Source organism: Streptomyces sp. Ncost-T10-10d (assembly GCF_900091955.1).
GTDB lineage: Bacteria > Actinomycetota > Actinomycetes > Streptomycetales > Streptomycetaceae > Streptomyces.
This window is the reverse complement of sequence record NZ_FMDF01000130.1, coordinates 129,851-149,452: the sequence shown is the minus strand read 5'-3', so window position 1 is coordinate 149,452 and position 19,602 is coordinate 129,851. Positions and strand designations below refer to the sequence as shown.

Here is a 19,602-nt window from a genome sequence, read left to right as displayed (position 1 = left end):
CTCCTCAGCGCAGCTTCGGGTCGAGGGCGTCGCGCACCGCGTCGCCGAGCATGATGAACGCGAAGACCGTGAGGCTGAGCATTCCTGCCGGGAACAGCAGCACATGCACGTTGTTACGGATCTCTTCGCTGCCCGACGCGATGTCGATGCCCCACGAGATGGTCGGGTCGGCGAGACCCAGGCCCAGGTAGGACAGCGTCGCCTCGGCCGAGATGAAGCCACCGAGAGCGATGGTGGCGACCACGATGGTCGGCGCGAGGGCGTTGGGCAGGACATGGCGGAACAGCATCCGGCCGGTCCCCGCGCCGAGAGCGCGTGCCGCCGTCACATAGTCCGCCTGCTTCGCGGTGATCACCGATGCACGCATCACACGGCAGATCGAGGTCCAGCCCAGGAAGGCGAGGGCCGCGATCACGACGTACACCTTGCGCTCGGCGAAGGCGTTCAGGACGACCATCGTGCCGAGCAGGAAGGGCAGACCGAAGAAGATGTCCGTGATGCGGGAGATGATCGCGTCGAGCCAGCCGCCGAAGTAGCCGGAGAGCAGACCCAGCAGACCGCCGACGATGGTGATCGCCACGGTGACGCCGACGCCGACGAGGATCGAGGCGCGGGTTCCGTAGATCACCCGGGCGTAGATCGAGCGGCCCTGAACGTCGTAGCCGAACCAGTCCGCCTGGAAGAAGTGCCCCAACTCGGGCTTCGTCAGGTAGTGGTGAGTCAGATCGCCGGCCCGCGGGTCGGCGCCGGTGAACAGGCCGGGGAAGGCCGCGATCACCAGCAGCAGAACCAGCAGGCTCGCCGATATCCAGAACATGGGGCGGTGGCGCAGGTCGAACCATGCGTCACCCCACAGACCACGGGGCTTGCCGGTGGATTCCCCGACGGGGCTCTCCGCGTCCGCCGTCGCCGACGCGACCGCGTCCACTTCGGCGTCCTTGATGCTCTGGTCCTTGGTCACGTCAGGCATACCGGATCCTCGGGTCCAGGACCGCGTACAGCAGGTCGACAATCAGGTTGATCACGAGAATGATCAGTACGAATACGGTGACGACACCGACGATGGTGGAACCTTCACGCTGCTGCAGCGCCCGGTAGAGAAGGTTGCCGACACCCTGGACATTGAAGATGCCCTCGGTGACGACCGCGCCGCCGATGAAGCCGCCGACGTCCGTACCGAGGAACGTGACCACCGGGATCAGCGAGTTGCGCAGCAGGTGCACCCCGACGATGCGACGCCGCGGCAGCCCCTTCGCGAGCGCCGTGCGCATGTAGTCCGCGCGCAGGTTCTCGGCGAAGGTCGTACGCGTCAGTCGAGCGACGTACGCCATGGAGAGCATGGCCAGGACGAAGCCCGGCAGGAACAACTGCGTGATGTCCATCGAGTCTTCGACGTTCGGCGCGACCCAGTGCAGTGTGTCCGCGAAGACGAACCGGGCCACGTAGCCGAGGATGAACACGGGGATCGAGATGACGACCAGCGTGAAGATCAGCACGCCGGTGTCCGGCGCCTTGCCCGCCTTCAGTCCGGCCCACGCGCCGAGGCTGAGACCCACGATCATCTCGATGACCATCGCGACGATGGTGAGACGGATCGTGACGGGGAAGGCCCTCGACATCTCGTCCCAGACGGGACGGCCGCCGAAGGTCTCGCCGAAGTCCAGGTGGAACAGGTCCTTCATGTAGTTGATGTACTGCATGGGAAGGGACTGGTCCAGCCCGAACTTGTGACGCAGCTCCGCGACCTGTGCGGGGTCGGCCGCCTTGTCACCCCACATCGCCCGGATGGGATCACCGGGAAGGATGTGGACCATAAGGAAAATCAACAGAGTAGTCCCGATGAAAACCGGGATCATCTGGAGCAGTCGCCTAGCGACGTAACGCCCCATCATGCCTCCATGCCGTGAGGGGTCGGCGATGGCCTACACATGGTCTCCACCGCGGGGTTGTGGGGGGAGGTTGCCGGGCCAACGCCCGCGAGCCGGTGCCGCCATCCGTTCCGGAGGGCGGCACCGGCCGGCAGGTCCCGAAACTTACTTCTTCGACTTCACCTGAACGTCGGTGAAGATGGGGTCGCCGTCCTGACCGTAAACGATCTTGCCGAATACGTTCTTGGACTGCCCCGAGTTGACCTTGTAGAACCACAGCGGGATCGAAGGCATGTCCTTCGCCAGGAGCTGCTCGGCCTCCTGGTACATCTTCACGGTCTCGTCCAAGGTCTTCGCCTTGTCGGCCTTGGAGGCCAGCTCGTCGAACGCCTTGTTGGAGTAGCCACTGGTGTTACCGGCGGCCGTCGTGCCGTACAGGTCGCGCATGAAGTTCGAGTTGACCGGGTAGTCGAGCACCCAGCCACCGCGGTACATGGACTTGACCTTCTTGCCGTCACGGGCGTTCAGGTCGGTCGCGAAGTCCGGCTTGGAGTCGCCGACGCACTCGACACCGGTGGCCTGGCGGATGCTGTTGCAGACCGCGTCGACCCACGCCTTGTGCGGCTGGTCCGCGTTGAACTGGATCGAGATCTTGTTGCCCGGGACGCCGCCACCCTCCGTGATGAGGGCCTTGGCCTTGGCCGGGTCGTACTTCACGATGTCGCCGAGGGCGCCGGGCTTGTAGCCGAGCACACCGCGGGCGACGTACGAGTCGGCCGGGGTACGGGTGCCGTTGAGGACGGTCTTGGTGATCGTGTCACGGTCGATCGCCATCGACAGGCCCTGGATGACCTTGGGGTTGATGTTCTTGAACTGCTTGGTGTAGAACGCCGGGACGATCGACTGGACCGCGGAGTACTCCTGGTCGATCGCACGGTCGCCGAGGTCCTGCTTGTAGTTCTTCAGCGCGGTCACGGGGACCTGCTCGATCCAGTCGAGCTGGTCCGAGCGCAGGGCCGAGTAGGCGGCCTCGGCGGTGGTGTAGTTCTTGAAGTCGATGCCACCGTTCTTGGCCTTGTTCGGGCCCTGGTAGCCGTCGAACTTCCGAACCTTGATCATCTTGTTGTGGTCCCACGAGACGAACTTGTAGGGACCGTTGCCGATCGGCTTCTGACCGGCGGCCTTCGGGTCCTTGAAGAAGGACTCGGGCAGCGGCGCCCACACGTCGTAACCCAGCTTGTACGCGAAGTACGAGACCGGACCGACCAGGGAAATCGTGAAGGTGTTGTCGTCAACGACCTTCAGACCTTCCATCTCGGTCTTCTTCGGGTCACCCTTGGCCGGGTGGACATCCTCGTAGCCCTTGATGTCCTGGAACCAGCTGGAGTTGGTCTGGTTGTTCTTGACGTTGGCGGACCAGTTCCAGGAGTCCACGTAGGACTTGGCGGTGACCGTGGTGCCGTCGTGGAACTTCCAGCCCGGCTTGAGCTTGACGGTCCACACGGACGAGTCCGCGTTGGGCGTCACGGACTCGGCGTTGACGTACGTGAGCTTGCCGGTGCCGGGCTCGTAGTCGACGAGTCCGGAGAAGATGGCGCGCAGGACACGGCTGCCCTGGCTCTCCTTGGCGTTCGCCGGCTGCAGCGGGTTCTGCGGCTCGCTGAGCTGGGCGGTCAGGATCCCGTTCGGGTCCGCCTTGCCCGAGTTCATGTCCTTGCCGCTGCCACTGTCGCTACCACCGCAGGCGGTCGCGGCCAGGGCGATGATTGCCGCCCCCGCGACCCACTTGGCGCTCTTGGCACCACGCATGGGTTTCCTCCTCATGAGTCCACTTTTGACTACAAGAAGGGCACTGGAGTGATACACCGACACCCCTGACGGTGATCGTTTCAGTGCCCTGAGTGTGCTCGTGAGTCGGCACTCCCCACAGTGCGTGACCCATTGACCCGAGCTCAATGGAGCCAACTATTGAGTACGAGCGGGCCGTAAACCACACTTAAAGGGTCTCGGTTTGACAACATCAACAGGGCGCGGTTGACCGAAATCCGGACAAAGTGATCCCAGACAGACACGCCCGAAACGGACTGTTAACGCAACCCCCGGAGAGTGATGACCGCTTTCCGGACACATGCCACCCGAAATGGATTTGACGCCGAGGGCTTCCGATGACGCCGAGGCGTCCCACTCCTCGGCCGCGACATGCAGCAGCCCGGCCTCGCCCACTGCCGGGCGAGGCCAGGCGGCCCGGCTTGCGACCGTCCGGGGCCACTCCAGCAACGCCCGAGCGGAGTGTCTGCTTCCCGGACTTCACCTTGGCATACGTGGTGGTCCCAGGAGTCATGCCCGCACTCGCGGTCCCGGCACCGAAGAGAACAAGTAGCGCCGAGGCTGCTGCGGCACTGGCCAGAGCCGTCTTTCGTGGCACCAGAGTCGACATGCAATCCCTCCCCGTATCGGCCACCCCCTGCGGTACGGCAACACAAAGAAGTTATCGCCTTGCGTACGCAAACGGATGAGGATTGAGCAAATCTTGAGCTTCGGTTCGGTGCAGTGGAGCTCCGTGGCTCAAAAAGGCAACGGCCCGTTGCCTCAACCGAGTTGAGGCAACGGGCCGTCCTGCTGCGGGAGATGCGCTGGTCAGCGCTTGGCGCGCGAAGCGGCGCGGCCGCGCTCCTTCTGGTCCAGGACGACCTTGCGGATACGCACGGTCTCCGGGGTCACCTCGATGCACTCGTCCTCGCGGCAGAACTCCAGGGACTGCTCCAGGGAGAGCTTGCGGGCCGGAACCACGTTCTCCGTGGTGTCGGCGGAGGCCGCACGCATGTTGGTGAGCTTCTTCTCCTTGGTGATGTTCACGTCCATGTCATCGGCGCGGGAGTTCTCGCCGATGATCATGCCCTCGTAGACCTCGGTGCCGGCCTCGGTGAAGATGACACCGCGCTCCTGGAGGTTGACCATGGCGAACGGGGTCACCGAACCCGAGCGGTCCGCGACCAGCGAGCCGTTGTGACGGGTGCGCAGCTCGCCGAACCACGGCTCGTGCCCCTCGAAGATGGAGTGCGCGATGCCCGTACCGCGGGTCTGGGTCAGGAACTCCGTGCGGAAGCCGATGAGGCCGCGGGACGGGACGATCCACTCCATGCGGACCCAGCCCGAACCGTGGTTCGTCATCGTCTCCATGCGGCCCTTGCGGGTCGCCATCAGCTGGGTGATCGCACCGAGGTGCTCCTCGGGGGAATCGATCGTCATGCGCTCGATCGGCTCGTGCGTCTTGCCGTCGATCTGCTTGGTGACGACCTCCGGCTTGCCGACCGTGAGCTCGAAGCCCTCACGGCGCATCTGCTCGACGAGGATGGCCAGCGCGAGCTCACCGCGGCCCTGGACCTCCCAGGCGTCGGGGCGCTCGGTGTCCAGGACGCGGAGCGAGACGTTACCGATCAGCTCGCGGTCGAGGCGGTCCTTCACCTGGCGGGCGGTGACCTTGTGGCCCTTGCCGCCCTTGCCGACGAGCGGCGAGGTGTTCGTACCGATGGTCATCGAAATGGCCGGCTCGTCGACGGTGATCAGCGGCAGCGCGATCGGGTTCTCGGGGTCGGCCAGGGTCTCGCCGATCATGATGTCCGGGATACCGGCGATGGCGCAGATGTCGCCGGGGCCCGCCTTCTCGGCCGGCTTGCGGGTGAGCGCCTCGGTCATCAGCAGCTCGGTGATGCGGACGCTGGACATCGTGCCGTCGCGCTTGATCCAGGTGACGGTCTGGCCCTTGCGCAGCTCACCCTGCTCGACGCGGCAGAGCGCGATACGGCCGAGGAAGTTGTCGGCGTCCAGGTTGGTGACGTGGGCCTGCAGCGGCGCCTCGTCGTCGTACTCCGGGGCCGGGACGTGCGCCAGGATCGTGGAGAAGAACGGCTCCAGGTTCTCGCTGTCGGCCGGGACGGTGCCGTCCTCCGGCTTGGTCAGCGAGGCGACGCCGTCACGGGCGCAGGCGTAGACGATCGGGAACTCGATCTGGTCCTCGTCCGCGTCCAGGTCCAGGAACAGGTCGTACGTCTCGTCGACGACCTCGGCGATCCGGGAGTCGGGACGGTCCGTCTTGTTGATGCAGAGGATGACCGGCATCTTCGCGGAGAGCGCCTTGCGCAGCACGAAGCGGGTCTGCGGGAGCGGGCCCTCGGAGGCATCGACGAGCAGCACGACCGCGTCCACCATCGACAGACCGCGCTCGACCTCGCCGCCGAAGTCGGCGTGGCCGGGGGTGTCGATGATGTTGATCGTGATCGGGTCCCCGCCGTCCTTGGGGTGATACTTCACCGCCGTGTTCTTGGCGAGGATCGTGATGCCCTTCTCACGCTCCAGGTCGTTCGAGTCCATCATGCGGTCGTCGAGGTGCTCGGCGGCGTGCGCGGCGAAGGCGCCGGCCTGCTTGAGCATGGCGTCGACCAGCGTGGTCTTGCCGTGGTCGACGTGGGCGACGATGGCTACGTTACGGATGTCGTGGCGCGTGGGCATGGGTGGCTTGCGCTTCTCTCGGATCGTGGGATCAGGCGTCTCAGTCGCTCTCGGGTCCTCGTACGCCCGCCGGGCGGACGCGCCACGGCTACCCCCCATGGTACGGGGCTGGCGCGTCCCGGGCTTCCCGGCCCGATCCGCGAGACCGGTCTTAAGCCACTCTTCAACCGATATTCGGCCGGTATTACCTCAGTACCGCGGGTGCGCCAGGTGGGCGTGCGTGGCAGGAGGAGGGGGGATGCGGAGGGATCCGTGGGGTGATCCGTGGGGGCTCCGCAAGGTCCCGTGGGGGGCATGTGGGGGTGAGCAGCTCGGGTCCGGTCGGGATACGAGCTTGCCCGCCGGGACCCCGGCGGGCAAGGTACTTGAGCCAGTTCTGAGCTTCCGGCGCCGTTCTGACCTGCTACTTCTTCTTGTTTGCCGGAGCTCCGGCGGGCTGCGGCTGCTTGAAACCGATGTCCTGGTAGTGGGGTGTGCCGAAGCCGAAGGCGCCGATGTTCGCCAGCTTTCTGTCGGTCGCCACGAGCTGTGGACGCTGATAAAGCGGAATCGATCCCGCGGCGGCCCAGATCCGGGCGTCCGCCTTTTTCATCAGATCCCGGGCGGTCCCCTCGTCGAGCTCCGAGACCGCCTGCTCGAAGAGCTGGTCGATGTGGTCCGTCCCGACGCGGGTGTAGTTCTGCTCGACCAGCAGGGAGCCGTCGGTGGCCGGCACCGGCTTGGCGAAGATCGGACGGTCGTCGGTCGCCGGGTAGGCGGTGGCGGGCCAGGAGTACAGCGCCAGGTCGTAGTCGCCGGAAGCGATGTGGTCCTGGAAGTAGCTGTCGTCGGAGACCTTGGTGATGGCCGTACCGATGCCGACCGAATCGAGCATCGCCGCGATCTTGTCCCCGACGGCGCGCAGCGGCTCCGCCCCGGGACCGGCCGGCAGGACGAAGCGCAGGCTCAGCGCCTTGCCGTCCTTGCCGAGCGGGCCGCGGCGCCCGTCGGGGGCCTGGGCGGGGGCCGCAGTGCCCGCGGGGGCGTACGCACCGGCGGCGCCGCCCGGCCGCTGGTCCTGGGCAGCGTCCTCGGTGGTGCCGGTCTCGGCCAGGTATCCGGCCTGGCGCAGCAGAGCGGCGCTGTGGAGCGCGGCGGCGGGGGCGGGGGCGAGGACCTGGGGGACGTTGCCGACTCGGTCGCTGTCGCCGGGCTTGTTGTCGTCGCCGCTGCCGGTCTTGCCGGGCTTCTCGGACGAGGCCGCCTTGTCGTCCTTCCCGGAGGTGTCGTCCTTCTTCTTCGCGCCCTTCTTCTCCACCTCGCTGCCCGCCTTGGCGCCGTCCGGTTTCTTGACCGCGCCCTCCCGCGTCCAGCCCGCGTCGGCCAGCAGCGCCTGCGCCTCCTCGGTGTCCTGGCCGCCGAGTGCGCCGCTGTTGTCCTTGTACGCCGGCTGTCCGGCCAGGGCCAGGTGGCTGCCGAGCGGCGTGGCGGGCAGGCCGAGCGGTTTGAGTACGGTGTCGACGAGCTCCTGGCGATTCAGGGCCCGGGCGACCGCCCTGCGTACCCGTTCGTCGGCGAGCGGCCCGGACTCGCCGTTCAGCGCAAGCTGGGTGTAGGCGGGCTCCAGCGACTTGCGTACCGCATACGCGCGCAGCTTGCCCTGCTCGGCGGCGTACGCCTCGGCGGCTGCCCGGTTCTTCTCCCGGGCCGCCTGGGCGGCCGCCGCCGCCTCTTCGTCCGAGCCGTGCGCCTCGGCCCAGGAGCGCAGCGCGGCGGCCGGGCCCGTCCCGGAACCGGAACCGGGGCCCTGGGCGATCGGCTGCCCGTTGCCGCCCTTGTCGTCGGCCGCCTGCACGATCCGGTGCGCCGCCGCGGCGTCGATGTCGGCGACGTCGACCTTCCCCTCGGTCAGGGCCTCGGTGCGGTCCTGCGGCTTGACGGCCCGGAAGACCAGCGAGTCGAGCTTGGCCCGGCCGCCCCACCAGCGCGGATTGCGGACCAGGATGACCTCGCCCTTCGCCGTGTCCACGCCGCCCAGCTGAAACGGTCCTGCGGTGGCCTTGAGGGTGGTCCGCGCGCCGTCGTTGAAGGCGCCCGGGGAGCCGGTCACCTCCTTCGGGTACAGCGGGGAGAAGAGCGAGCGCCAGTCCGCGTACGGCTTGGCGAACGTGACCCGGACCTCCTGGTCGTCGGCGCCGCGCTCGATCTTCTCGATCCGCTCGTAGCCGGCGTTGCGGGCGGTCCAGAACGCCGAGTCCTTGCCGTTCAGCGCCCGCCACTGGGCCACGAAGTCGGACGCCCCGATGCCCCGGCCGTCGCTCCACACCGCCTGCGGGTTGATCCGGTAGAGCACCACCTGCCTGGGCTCGCGCTCGACCACCTTCGCGGACTCCAGATAATCCGGGTCGAGCTGCGGCCCGCCCTCGGCGTCCAGCGGGAAGAGCGTCGGCAGCAGAGCGCCCGTGATGCGGGTGGTGGAGCTGTTCGCGTCCGCCTGGAAGACGTTGAGGGTGGTGGGCATGGCGTCGATCGCCCAGTTGACCGTGCCCCCTGCGGCGACCAGGTTCCGGGCCGTGACCGCGATGTCCTGGGGAGCGGCGACCCCGGTGGAGCCGCCGCCGTCGTCGGAGCTGCAGCCGGCCAGCACGGGGAGCGTCAGCACACCCGTCGTGAGGAGCGCGAGCGAGCGGCGCTTTCGGGCCGTCCTCCTCGGGACGCCGACGTGGGACATGGCTGATACCTCCGGGGCCGGCCCGGCCCACCCGCACACGGATGGGCCGGATTGTGCGTTTCTGGTGGAATATGCAGTTGATCACACTGGTTCCGTCCGTCCACTGAAGGCGCCCCCGCGCGAGAGGCGGCGCAGACACGGCGTCAGCACCCCCGAACCTCACCCGTGCGGCGGAACACCCGCGAGACCGGTAGGGCCCGCACTCTTCACAACCGGGGTGTGACGCGCGACACTCTCAGGCGCATGAACATGACCACCCGCGACCGCGGAAGTGAGAGCAAGTCATGTCACTGCAAGAGGAATTGACGGCGGTTCAGCACTGCCTCGACGACCTGGTCCGCACCGTCGGCCGGCTGGAGCGGAGCCTTGCGCGACTGCGCGAGGCGGAAGCCGGGCCGGAGCCGCTCGAAGCCGCCGGTCGCACCGAACCCGTCGACGGCGTCATCACGATCAGCGAAGCGCCGTACGACGCCACCCTGTGGACGGAATCGGACGACGAAGGTCTGGGCGTCCGGGGCCGGCACGCCCCCTAGGAGAGTTCCTTGGCCACCGGTACGGAACCAGGTACGGAACCACCTCGACCGATGACGACGGCGCCACGGGCGGCAGGCGTCCGCGACCCCTCCCGGGCCGCCATCGCGGCCCGTCATCTGCGGACCGACCGCTGGTGGCTGGCGCCGGCTCTGACGGCCGGCGGGCTGCTCGCCTTCATCGTCTACTCGACATGGCGGGCCTTCTCGAACGCCGACTACTACGCCGCCCCCTATGTGTCGCCGTTCTACTCGCCCTGTCTGGCGGAGAACTGCGCCCCCATGCGGCACGGCCCGAACTGGGAGCTCTTCGGCAACTGGTGGGGCCTCTCCCCCGCACTGCTGATCCTGATCTTCCCGCTCGGCTTCCGGCTGACCTGCTACTACTACCGCAAGGCCTACTACCGAGGCTTCTGGGCATCGCCCCCGGCCTGCGCGGTCGCCGAGCCGCACACGAAATACACGGGTGAGACCCGCTTCCCGCTGATCATGCAGAACATCCACCGGTACTTCTTCTACGCCGCGGTACCGGTCGCCGGGATCCTCACGTACGACACCGTGCTCTCCTTCCGCGACGAGCACTACGCCTGGGGCCACATGGGCCTCGGCTCGCTGATCTTCCTGGCCAACATCACCCTGATCTGGGCGTACACCCTGTCCTGCCACTCCTGCCGCCACATCATCGGCGGCCGGCTGCGGCACTTCTCCAAGCACCCCGTGCGCTACCGGCTCTGGGGCTGGGTGGGCCGGCTCAACGCCCGGCACATGCTGCTCGCCTGGGCCTCGCTGATCAGCGTGGCGCTCGCCGACTTCTACGTCTGTCTCGTCGCCTCCGGCGCCTTCGACGATCCGAGGTTTTTCTGAATGACAGAGCTCGAACGGCAGCAGTGGGACGTCATCGTGGTCGGTGCCGGAGGCGCCGGGCTGCGCGCCGCCATCGAGGCGCGGGAGCGCGGGGCGCGTACCGCGGTCATCTGCAAATCGCTCTTCGGCAAGGCGCACACGGTCATGGCGGAGGGCGGAATCGCCGCGTCCATGGGCAATGTGAACTCCGGGGACAACTGGCAGGTGCACTTCCGCGACACCATGCGCGGCGGGAAGTTCCTCAACCAGTGGCGGATGGCGGAGCTGCACGCCAAGGAGGCGCCCGACCGGGTCTGGGAGCTGGAGACCTGGGGCGCGCTCTTCGACCGTACGCCGGACGGAAAGATCTCCCAGCGCAACTTCGGCGGCCATGAGTACCCGCGGCTCGCACACGTCGGGGACCGTACCGGCCTCGAACTGATCCGGACTCTCCAGCAGAAGATCGTCTCGCTGCAACAGGAGGACCACCGCGAACACGGCGACTACGAAGCCCGGTTGAAGGTCTTCCAGGAGTGCACCGTGACTCGCGTCCTCAAGGAAGGGGAGCGAGGCGAGGTGGGGGTCGCCCCCGGCCGAAGGCTCGGGGGGAGGGTCTGCGGAACCTTCTGCTACGAGCGCGAGTCCGGGCGCTTCTTCGTGCTCGAAGCCCCGGCGGTGATCCTCGCCACCGGCGGCATCGGCAAGTCCTTCAAGGTGACGTCGAACTCCTGGGAGTACACCGGCGACGGCCACGCCCTCGCCCTGCTGGCGGGCGCACCGCTGCTGAACATGGAGTTCGTGCAGTTCCATCCGACCGGCATGGTCTGGCCGCCGTCGGTGAAGGGCATCCTCGTCACCGAGTCGGTGCGCGGCGACGGCGGGGTGCTGCGCAACTCCGAGGGCAAGCGGTTCATGTTCGACTACGTCCCCGATGTGTTCAAGGAGAAGTACGCGCAGTCGGAGGAGGAGGGCGACCGCTGGTACGAGGACCCGGACCACAACCGCCGCCCGCCCGAGCTGCTCCCGCGCGACGAGGTCGCCCGTGCCATCAACTCCGAAGTGAAGGCGGGTCGCGGCTCGCCGCACGGCGGGGTGTTCCTGGATGTGTCGACCCGGATGCCCGCGGAGACGATCCGGCGGCGGCTGCCTTCGATGTACCACCAGTTCAAGGAGCTGGCGGATGTCGACATCACGGCGGAGGCGATGGAGGTCGGCCCGACCTGTCACTACGTGATGGGCGGGATCGCCGTCGACTCCGACACCGCGGCCGCGGTCGCCGTGCCCGGTCTGTACGCGGCGGGCGAGGTCGCGGGCGGCATGCACGGCTCCAACCGGCTCGGCGGGAACTCCCTCTCCGACCTGCTGGTCTTCGGGCGGCGGGCCGGACTGCACGCCGCCGAGTACGCGGGCGCCATCGGCACCCCGCCGGTGGTGGACAACGAGCAGATCGACGCGGCAGCAGCGGAGGCCCTGCGTCCGTTCAGCGCCGGGGAGCCGGATACGGCCGGGGAGCCCGCGGAGAATCCGTACACCCTCCACCAGGAACTCCAGCAGACCATGAACGACCTGGTCGGCATCATCCGGCGGGCGCCCGAGATGGAACAGGCCCTGGAGAAACTGGCCACACTGCGGCTACGGGCACGGCGCGCCGGTATCGAGGGGCACCGGCAGTTCAACCCCGGCTGGCACCTCGCCCTGGACCTGCGGAACATGCTGCTGGTCAGCGAATGCATCGCCCGGGCGGCCCTGGAACGCACGGAGAGCCGCGGCGGTCACACCCGCGAGGACTGTCCGACGATGGAACGCTCCTGGCGCCCGGCCAATCTGCTGTGCCGGCTGGCCGACGAGGCTGCCCAAGGTGCGTCGGACGGCCGGATCGAACTCGTACGGAAGACGACCGAACCCATCCGTCCGGATCTGCTCTCCCTCTTCGAGAAGGAGGAGCTGGTCAAGTACCTGGCCGAAGAGGAGCTGTACGAGTGAGCAGCTACAAGGCGCAGTTCAGGGTGTGGCGCGGGGACCCGGACGGCGGTGACCTGGAGGACTTCGCGGTCGAGGTGAACGACGGCGAGGTCGTCCTCGACATCATCCACCGGATCCAGTCCACCCAGGCGGGCGATCTGGCGGTGCGCTGGAACTGCAAGGCGGGCAAGTGCGGTTCGTGCAGCGCGGAGATCAACGGCAGGCCGCGGCTGATGTGCATGACACGTATGTCGGTGTTCGGCCGCGAGGAGACGGTCACCGTCACCCCGCTGCGGGCCTTCCCGGTCGTCCGCGATCTGGTGACGGATGTGACGTTCAACTACGCCAAGGCACGGGAAGTACCCGCCTTCGTGCCCCCGCAGGGGATGAGGGCGGGCGACTACCGGATGCAACAGGTCGACGTGGACCGCTCGCAGGAGTTCCGCAAGTGCATCGAGTGCTTCCTGTGCCAGGACACCTGCCATGTGGTGCGCGACCACGAGGAGAACAAGACGGCGTTCGCCGGACCGCGCTTCCTGATGCGGATCGCCGAGCTGGACATGCACCCCCTGGACGCCGCCGCCGAGTCGGGACTCGACCGGAAGGCGACGGCCCAGGAGGAGCACGGGCTGGGGTACTGCAACATCACGAAGTGCTGTACGGAGGTGTGCCCCGAACACATCAAGATCACCGACAATGCGCTGATCCCGCTGAAGGAACGGGCCGTGGACCGCACGTACGACCCGCTGGTGTGGCTGGGGAACAAGATCCGGCGGCGGGAGACTCCCTGATCCCGCTCAGCCGAGCAGCTTGACGATCGCCTCGGTGGTGTCCGTCTCACCGAGGCGCGGGAAGATCTTCTCGACGCTGTTGCGGTGGGCGTCGCCGTCCATGTCGGTCACCGCGTCCGTGGCGACGGTGACGTGGTAGCCGTGCTCGTACGCGCAGCGGGCGGTGGACTCGACGCCGATGCTGGTCGCCACGCCCGTCACCACGACCTGGGTGACGCCCCGGCGGCGCAGCTGGAGGTCGAGGTCGGTGCCGTAGAAGGCCCCCCACCGCTGCTTGGTGACGACGATGTCGCCCTCGCGCGGGCCGAGCTCGGACACGATCTCGGCCCAGTCGGCGGCGGGCGTGCCGGAGTGCCTGGGAGTCTCGGTGCGGCCGGGGGCGCCGCCCGTGACGCGGACCAGGACGACCGGGAGGCCCTTGGCGCGGAAGGCGTCGGCGAGGGTCGCGGAGTTCGCGACGATGTCGGCGGCGGGGTGGACGGTGGGCAGTCCGACGATGCCCTTCTGCAGGTCGACGACGACCAGGGCGGTCTTCGGGTCCAGAGTGGTGGCGGTCATGGTGGTGCTCCTGTAAACGGGGGGGGGAAACGGGTTCAGTTGCGGATGCGCAGGGCGCGGTCGGTGACGGTCAGGACGATCAGCAGCAGGCCGAGCACGACGGAGACCGCGGCCATGAGGTGGAGTCCGCCGTCGCTCGCTGACCGGCCGTAGGCGAGGGCGATCAGGCTGGATGCTGTGATGGCCCCGATGTACTGGGCGGTGCGCTGGAGTCCGGCGGCGGCGCCGATGGCCTCGGGCGGGGCGTACGACTGGACGGCGGCCTGGTTGCTCGTACCGATCAGCCCCTGCGGGATGCCGAAGCAGGCCCCGGCGAGCAGCAGTACGGCCAGCGGCGTGGAGCCGGAGAAGAACGCCAGCGTCCCGGCGCCGACGGTGAGCAGCACGCAGGCCAGCGCGAGTGGTCCGCGGATGCCCTTCGTACGGGCACCGAGCAGCGAGCAGACCAGTGCGGCGAGCGACATCGGCAGCATCAGCAGTCCGGTGTGCCCGGAGGAGTAGCCCCGTACCTCTTCCAGCCACTGCGTGTATCCGTACATGACGCAGTAGATCAGCAGATAGCTCACCCCGTGCCGCAGATACGTCCGGGCGAGCGCTCCGTTGCCCGCCAGCATCCGCACATCGATGAAGGGCCGCGGACTGCGCAGTTGCCACCACAGGAGGACGGCGGTCAGTACGGCGAACGGTGCGAGGAGCCACCACATGGGGTGGGAGAGATCGAGCAGGAAGACGACGAGCACGGTGAGCGCGGTCGAGAAGAGGCCGATGCCGAGCGGGTCCAGGTCGAGCCTCGGCGTACTGCCGTCGGCGGCGCGCCCGCGTGGCGGGTCCGCCGGGATCCAGAGCAGCGCGGAGCCGAACGCGATGAGCGCGACGGGCACATTGACGGCGAAGATGCCGCGCCAGCCGACGACCATGACGAGCAGTCCGCCGAGGGTGGGCCCGACGGCGGCGCTGCCGAGTGCGGCGAAGGAGAGCCGGGCCAGGACGGGCCGCGGGGTTGCGCGGCCGATCCGCCGGGACTCGTCGCGCAGGACCGCCATGGCGGCCGGGTAGGCCGCCGACGTACCGATACCGAGCAGCAGCCGGGACACCAGGAGCCACCCGAAGTCAGGCGCGAATGTCCCGACCAGGCCGGATGCCATCACGACGACCAGGCCGGCGAGGAAGACGCGCCGGGGGCCCAGGACATCGGCGAGCTTGCCGAGTACGGGCTGAGCGACGGCGCTGGCGAGATAGAGGACCGAGATCAGCCAGGCGGTGTCGGCGGCGCCGATGCCGAAGTGGTGTCCGATCGCCACCAGGGCGGTGGAGATCATCGTGGTGTTGAGCGGATTGAGCAGGGAGCCGATGAGGAGCGGGGCGGTGAGGCGGGCGCTGAATCCGGGAGCGGGCTTTTCCGTGGGGTCCGGCAGGGGTGCCCCTGCGGGCGGGGCGGGTGCGAATGCCGTCACTTGTGCGGGTACGGGAGGCGGCGGCGCCTCCCGTATCGCCTCCGGGGGTGCCGCCCGGCCGGGCGTCTCCCGGCCGGGCGGTTGGCCGGTCACTTCCCGACCAGTCGGTCGAGCAGATCGACGGCCTCGGCGACCGTGCGGCGTTCGGCCCCGTCGAGCTCGGCGGCGATGGCCTCGGCGAGCCAGTTGTGCTTGGCGGCCCGGACCGCGGCGAGCGTCGTGAGTCCGGCCTCCGTCATCGACATCACCGACTTCCGGCCGTCGGCCGGATCGGGTGCCCGCTCGACGAGCCCCTGGCTCTCCAGTGCGCCGAGAGTCAGCCGCATGGACTGCGGACGCACGTACTCGGCACGGGCCAGCGTGGCCGTGGTGGCCGGACCCTCACGCTCCAGTCTGGCGAGCACCGAGCGCTGCGTCGGCGTGAGCAGGCTGTCCGACGAGGTGGTGCGCAGCCGCCGGATCAGTCGGCTGACCACAGCGGTGAGCTGCGTCGCCAGCTGCTCGGCGCCCGGCTCGTCGGAGAGCTCGGCGCGAGGGTCGGCGGGGGTGGCTTCGGTAGGTTCCGGCATGCCTCCAGCGTAAAGATGCACAGGCCATCTTGCAAGGTTGCCTGTCTATTTTTGGGGCGGTCTTGCCCGTCACGCGGCCCGCGATCTAGGGTGAATGCGCTTTCAAAAGAGGATCGGTACATGCAACAGCAGGTGCTTCGGTACGGAAGAAGAAGCGGACGGTCGGTCGAGTGAGCGCCCCAACGGTGTACGACGTCGCCGAGCGGTCGGGCGTCTCCATTGCCACGGTCTCGCGGGTCTACCGCACTCCCGATTCGGTACGCGCCCAGACCCGCGAGCGGGTCCTCGAAGCCGCCCGCCAGCTCGGCTACGTACCCAGCGGGAACGCCCGGGGCCTGGCCAGCCGGACCACCGGCGTGCTGGGTCTCTGCTTCCCCGACATGGCCGATCCCGATGCCGAGGCCGACGCGGAGGCCGACAGCGACGCCGACGACGCGGTGATGCTCTACTCCGACCAGATCATCCGGGGCATGGAACGGGCGGCACGCCGACACGGCTACGCACTGCTGATCGCCGCCTCGCTGGAGGGCGGACCCGAGAGCGTCGCGAAGGTCGCGGGACGGGTCGACGGCTTCGCCGTACTGGCGCGGACGGTGCCGACCGAGGACCTCGAAGTGATTTCGCGCCGGCTGCCGGTGGTGATGCTCGCCGGACCTCGCGAGATCGACCACCTCGACCACATCGTCGTCGCGAACGCCGACGGGGAGCGTGAGCTCGCCCGCCATCTGATCGAGGACCACGGGCTGCGCAGACTCGCGTTCGTCGGGGGCGAAGCCGACTCGCCGGACGCCGAGGCGCGCTTCCGCGGCTTCCAGGAGGCGTGCCGCGACGCCGGGCTGCCGGTGCCGGACGAACCGGACCTGCGGGCCGAGATGATGACGCAGGCCGAGGGCGCGCGGGCCGCGGAGGCACTGCTCGACCGGGAGACCGAATGGCCGGAGGGCGTGCTGTTCGCCAATGACCAGATGGCGGTGGGCGCACTGCGCGCACTGGAGCGGCGCGGGGTGCGGGTGCCCGAGGACATCGCGGTGACCGGCTTCGACGGGATTCCGCTGAGCCGGATCGTACGGCCGCCGCTGACGACCGTACGCCAGCCGATCCGCCAACTCGGCGAACAGGCCGTCGAGTTGCTGGTGCAACGCCTGGGCAACAGCGGGCGCGAACCGGTGTCGCTCATGCTCCCAGTATCCCTGATCCGCCGCGCGAGCTGCGGCTGCGGCTGACGGGGACGCCACACGCAGGCGCGGGCAGATCACGCCCGTCCGGCAATTGAGGACGAAACACCCGCCGGTCACCGACCCGCGCCCACGTCACCGCCCCAGCCGCGCCCCGAAGAACCCCCGCCGGGCCGCCCGCAGCTCCGCCACCTCCGTCGCCAGCCCCTCGTACTCGAAGTGCCCCGCGCTCAGCACCCGCAGCTCGCGCTCACCGGCCAGCGCGTTGTACACGGCGAACTGCCCCGGCGGCGGCACCGAGGGATCGAAGAGCGCCGCAGCCACCAGTGTGGGCAGCTCCAGCCGCGTCGCGGCCGTGGCGGCGTCGAAGTACCGCAACACCTGAGCGACCTCGGGGTGTTCCCGGTAATGGCCCCGCACCGCCTCCCCGCTGCCCACGCACGGCAGCGTGAGCCGCAACGGATGGTTGCCGAAGGTCGGCACGGTCAGCTGCGCGGCCCCGAACCGGCCGTCCCAGGGCAGAGCCAGCGCACCGAGCCCGCCGCCGAAGCTCTCCCCGAGGTATCCGAGCCGCGGGTCGCCCTCCCCGGGCGTCAGCTCCGGCACCAGCTCGTGCAGCGCCGACGCCGCGCACCACAGGTCCGCCACGCAGTCGCCGATGACATAGCTGTCGCGCGACTCGATGCCGTGCAGCACATGACCACCGGCCGTGTCCGGGATACCCGGACGCAGGCCACGCGCTCCCATGCCCCGTACGCACGGCAGGATCGCCGCCGCCCGGGGCAACGGCAGCGGCACGTCGGGGCCCGGCTCCTGCCGGCCTCCGTAACCGTGCCCGACGACGAATCCGTACTCCGCGCTCCCCTCGGCGGGCAGCGCGACCCAGCCCCCGAGCCGCACCCCGCCCACCGATGTGAACGTCACGCCGTGAATCCGTACACCGTCACGCTCGTCCTCCAGCGGGCCGATCTCCGGCTCCGTGGCGACCTTGCGAGCCTCCTCGTACCGGGCCCGCCAGAAGGCGTCGAAGTCGTCCGGGGCGGCGGGGGCGGGAATGAGCAGCAGGTCGTCGAGCGTGCGCCCGTATGCCGGATCGAAGGGGAAGCCATGTTCGAACGGAGCCATGATCACGACAATATCGCCCCCGCCCATGCCGGTGCAGACCATTGAGCACGCGGATCAACGCCGCGAAATAGGTCACATCGTTCCCAATTTCACAAACGTCATGCTTACCGTGCCAAGTTGAACATTCAGATGTCCGGCACGTTGCACGAGTGTGACCTAGCACCCTCTTGCGGATTCCTGAATCTCTGTCGCAGAGTGATGTATGCGCTTACAGGCAGCGCATACATTCGGATTGCTCGAGGAGGAGCCCTCCATGCCCCGCACCGCCAGAAACGCCTCGATCGGTATCGCAGTCGCAGGCGCGCTCACTTTCGGTCTCACCGCGTGCGGCAGTTCCGGTGGCGACGACGTCGCCGCGGACAAGAAGCAGACGATCACCGTCTGGGCCATGGGGGCCGAGGGCGAGAAGCTCGCCGATGTGGCCAAGGTCTACGAGAAGGCCAACCCGAACATCACCGTCAAGGTGACGCCGGTCGGCTGGGACGTCGCCCACCAGAAGCTGGTCTCCGCGGCCGCCGCCGGCACCCTGCCGGACGTGGCGCAGATGGGCGGCAGCTACATGGGCGAGTTCGCCGAGCTCGGCGTTCTGGAGCCGGTCGACACCAAGACGTTCAACGAGAAGGACTTCTTCCAGTCCGGCTGGAAGCAGGGCGAGGTGGACGGTCAGGCGTACGGCGTGCCGTGGTACGTCGACACCCGCGTCCTCTACTACCGCACCGACCTGGCCGAGAAGGCCGGCGTCACCAAGGCTCCGGCCAACTGGAAGGAGATGCAGGACCTCGCCTCGGCCTACCAGAAGAAGGCCGGGACCAAGTGGGGCCTGTCCATCCAGCCCAGTGGCCTGGACACGGTGCAGAACTTCTACTCCTTCCTGTACTCGGCCGGCGGCGAGATCGTCAACGACAAGGGCGAGGCCGTCATCGACAGCCCCGAGGCCGTCAAGGCGCTCAAGGAGTACGGCTCGTACTTCGACAAGGGGCTCTCCAACAAGTCCGTGCAGCCCGGCTACGACGTGGTGAAGGACTTCGGCAACGGCCGCGTCCCGATGTTCTTCGGCGGCCCCTGGCACGTCACCCTGCTGAACGAGGGCCAGCCGCAGATCAAGGGCAAGTGGGCGGTCGCCAATGTGCCCGCCGACAAGTCCTCCGTCTCCATGGCCGGCGGTTCCTCCCTGGTGATCTCCAAGGACAGTGAGCACAAGGCGGCCGCCACGGAGTTCATCAAGTACCTGACCGACACCAAGGGCCAGGCCGACTGGTACAAGCGCACCAAGGACCTGCCGGCCAACACCTCGGCCTGGACCTCCGGCGACCTCGCCGACGACGCCAACCTTCAGGTCTTCAAGAAGCAGATGGACACCGCCAAGTCCTCCCCGTCGCTGGCCAAGTGGACGGAGATCACCGACAAGGTCGACCAGGCCATCGCCAAGGTCACCCAGGGCAAGGCATCCGCCGAGGACGCCCTCAAGACGGCCCAGTCCGAAATCGAAGGCCTCGTGAAGTAGGAGT

15 protein-coding genes are annotated in these 19,602 nt (G+C 68.3%); 6 read left to right on the top strand and 9 right to left on the bottom strand.

The features are described 5' to 3' along the window. Positions 1-4: 4 nt before the first annotated feature. The 5 genes from GA0115254_RS21270 to GA0115254_RS21250 all read right to left on the bottom strand — a co-directional run bounded on the left by GA0115254_RS21270 (position 5) and on the right by GA0115254_RS21250 (position 9,087). A complete protein-coding gene (locus GA0115254_RS21270; protein ID WP_093896865.1) occupies positions 5-970 on the bottom strand; it encodes an ABC transporter permease in 966 nt (321 codons plus the stop codon). After that, a complete protein-coding gene (locus GA0115254_RS21265) occupies positions 963-1,889 on the bottom strand; it encodes an ABC transporter permease (RefSeq protein ID WP_093896899.1) in 927 nt (308 codons plus the stop codon). Before GA0115254_RS21265 ends, GA0115254_RS21270 begins: the two co-directional genes overlap by 8 nt. Before the next feature lie 144 nt (positions 1,890-2,033). Then, on the bottom strand, positions 2,034-3,677 hold the full coding sequence (locus GA0115254_RS21260) for a peptide ABC transporter substrate-binding protein (protein WP_093896864.1): 1,644 nt from the start codon (positions 3,675-3,677) through the stop codon (positions 2,034-2,036). An 828-nt stretch (positions 3,678-4,505) separates the two neighbouring features. Beyond that, positions 4,506-6,377 carry a translational GTPase TypA gene (gene typA / locus GA0115254_RS21255; RefSeq protein ID WP_093896863.1) on the bottom strand — a complete coding sequence of 624 codons (1,872 nt, stop codon included), beginning with the start codon at positions 6,375-6,377 and terminating at the stop codon, positions 4,506-4,508. 403 nt (positions 6,378-6,780) lie between these two features. Next, positions 6,781-9,087 carry an ABC transporter family substrate-binding protein gene (locus GA0115254_RS21250; RefSeq protein WP_093896862.1) on the bottom strand — a complete coding sequence of 769 codons (2,307 nt, stop codon included), beginning with the start codon at positions 9,085-9,087 and terminating at the stop codon, positions 6,781-6,783. A gap of 284 nt (positions 9,088-9,371) precedes the next feature. On the opposite strand from GA0115254_RS21250, the gene GA0115254_RS21245 reads away from it, so the two are divergent. Genes GA0115254_RS21245 through GA0115254_RS21230 form a run of 4 tightly spaced genes read left to right on the top strand, consistent with a single transcriptional unit; the run spans position 9,372 to position 13,213 of the window. Then, positions 9,372-9,620: a hypothetical protein gene (locus GA0115254_RS21245; protein ID WP_093896861.1), complete on the top strand. Its 249-nt coding sequence runs from the start codon at positions 9,372-9,374 to the stop codon at positions 9,618-9,620. Between the two features lie 9 nt (positions 9,621-9,629). Further along, a complete protein-coding gene (locus tag GA0115254_RS21240) occupies positions 9,630-10,481 on the top strand; it encodes a hypothetical protein (protein WP_093896860.1) in 852 nt (283 codons plus the stop codon). After that, positions 10,482-12,443: a fumarate reductase/succinate dehydrogenase flavoprotein subunit gene (locus tag GA0115254_RS21235; protein WP_093896859.1), complete on the top strand. Its 1,962-nt coding sequence runs from the start codon at positions 10,482-10,484 to the stop codon at positions 12,441-12,443. Further along, positions 12,440-13,213, top strand: a complete 774-nt coding sequence (locus tag GA0115254_RS21230; protein WP_093896858.1) for a succinate dehydrogenase/fumarate reductase iron-sulfur subunit — start codon at positions 12,440-12,442, stop codon at positions 13,211-13,213. Before GA0115254_RS21235 ends, GA0115254_RS21230 begins: the two co-directional genes overlap by 4 nt. Positions 13,214-13,219: 6 nt before the next feature. Here the strand turns inward: GA0115254_RS21230 and GA0115254_RS21225 are convergent, their stop codons facing one another. The 3 genes from GA0115254_RS21225 to GA0115254_RS21215 all read right to left on the bottom strand — a co-directional run bounded on the left by GA0115254_RS21225 (position 13,220) and on the right by GA0115254_RS21215 (position 15,794). Further along, the gene (locus GA0115254_RS21225; protein ID WP_093896857.1) at positions 13,220-13,771 is read right to left on the bottom strand and encodes an isochorismatase family protein; all 552 of its coding nucleotides are present in this window, start codon (positions 13,769-13,771) and stop codon (positions 13,220-13,222) included. 35 nt (positions 13,772-13,806) lie between these two features. Next, positions 13,807-15,225 (bottom strand): MFS transporter, encoded by a 1,419-nt coding sequence (locus GA0115254_RS21220; RefSeq protein ID WP_370740915.1) that lies wholly within the window; start codon positions 15,223-15,225, stop codon positions 13,807-13,809. An 89-nt stretch (positions 15,226-15,314) separates the two neighbouring features. Further along, positions 15,315-15,794 (bottom strand): MarR family winged helix-turn-helix transcriptional regulator, encoded by a 480-nt coding sequence (locus GA0115254_RS21215; protein ID WP_093896856.1) that lies wholly within the window; start codon positions 15,792-15,794, stop codon positions 15,315-15,317. Positions 15,795-15,964: 170 nt separating this feature from the next. Between GA0115254_RS21215 and GA0115254_RS21210 the strand changes: the two genes are divergently transcribed. After that, complete coding sequence (locus GA0115254_RS21210) at positions 15,965-17,017, top strand: LacI family DNA-binding transcriptional regulator (protein WP_093896855.1); 1,053 nt, start codon at positions 15,965-15,967, stop codon at positions 17,015-17,017. An 87-nt stretch (positions 17,018-17,104) separates the two neighbouring features. Here GA0115254_RS21210 and GA0115254_RS21205 read toward each other — a convergent pair whose 3' ends face one another. Continuing rightward, the gene (locus tag GA0115254_RS21205) at positions 17,105-18,094 is read right to left on the bottom strand and encodes an acetylxylan esterase (RefSeq protein WP_093896897.1); all 990 of its coding nucleotides are present in this window, start codon (positions 18,092-18,094) and stop codon (positions 17,105-17,107) included. A gap of 253 nt (positions 18,095-18,347) precedes the next feature. Here GA0115254_RS21205 and GA0115254_RS21200 point away from each other — a divergent pair, with 253 nt between their 5' ends. Next, positions 18,348-19,598 (top strand): sugar ABC transporter substrate-binding protein, encoded by a 1,251-nt coding sequence (locus GA0115254_RS21200; protein ID WP_093896854.1) that lies wholly within the window; start codon positions 18,348-18,350, stop codon positions 19,596-19,598. Positions 19,599-19,602 lie beyond the last annotated feature (4 nt).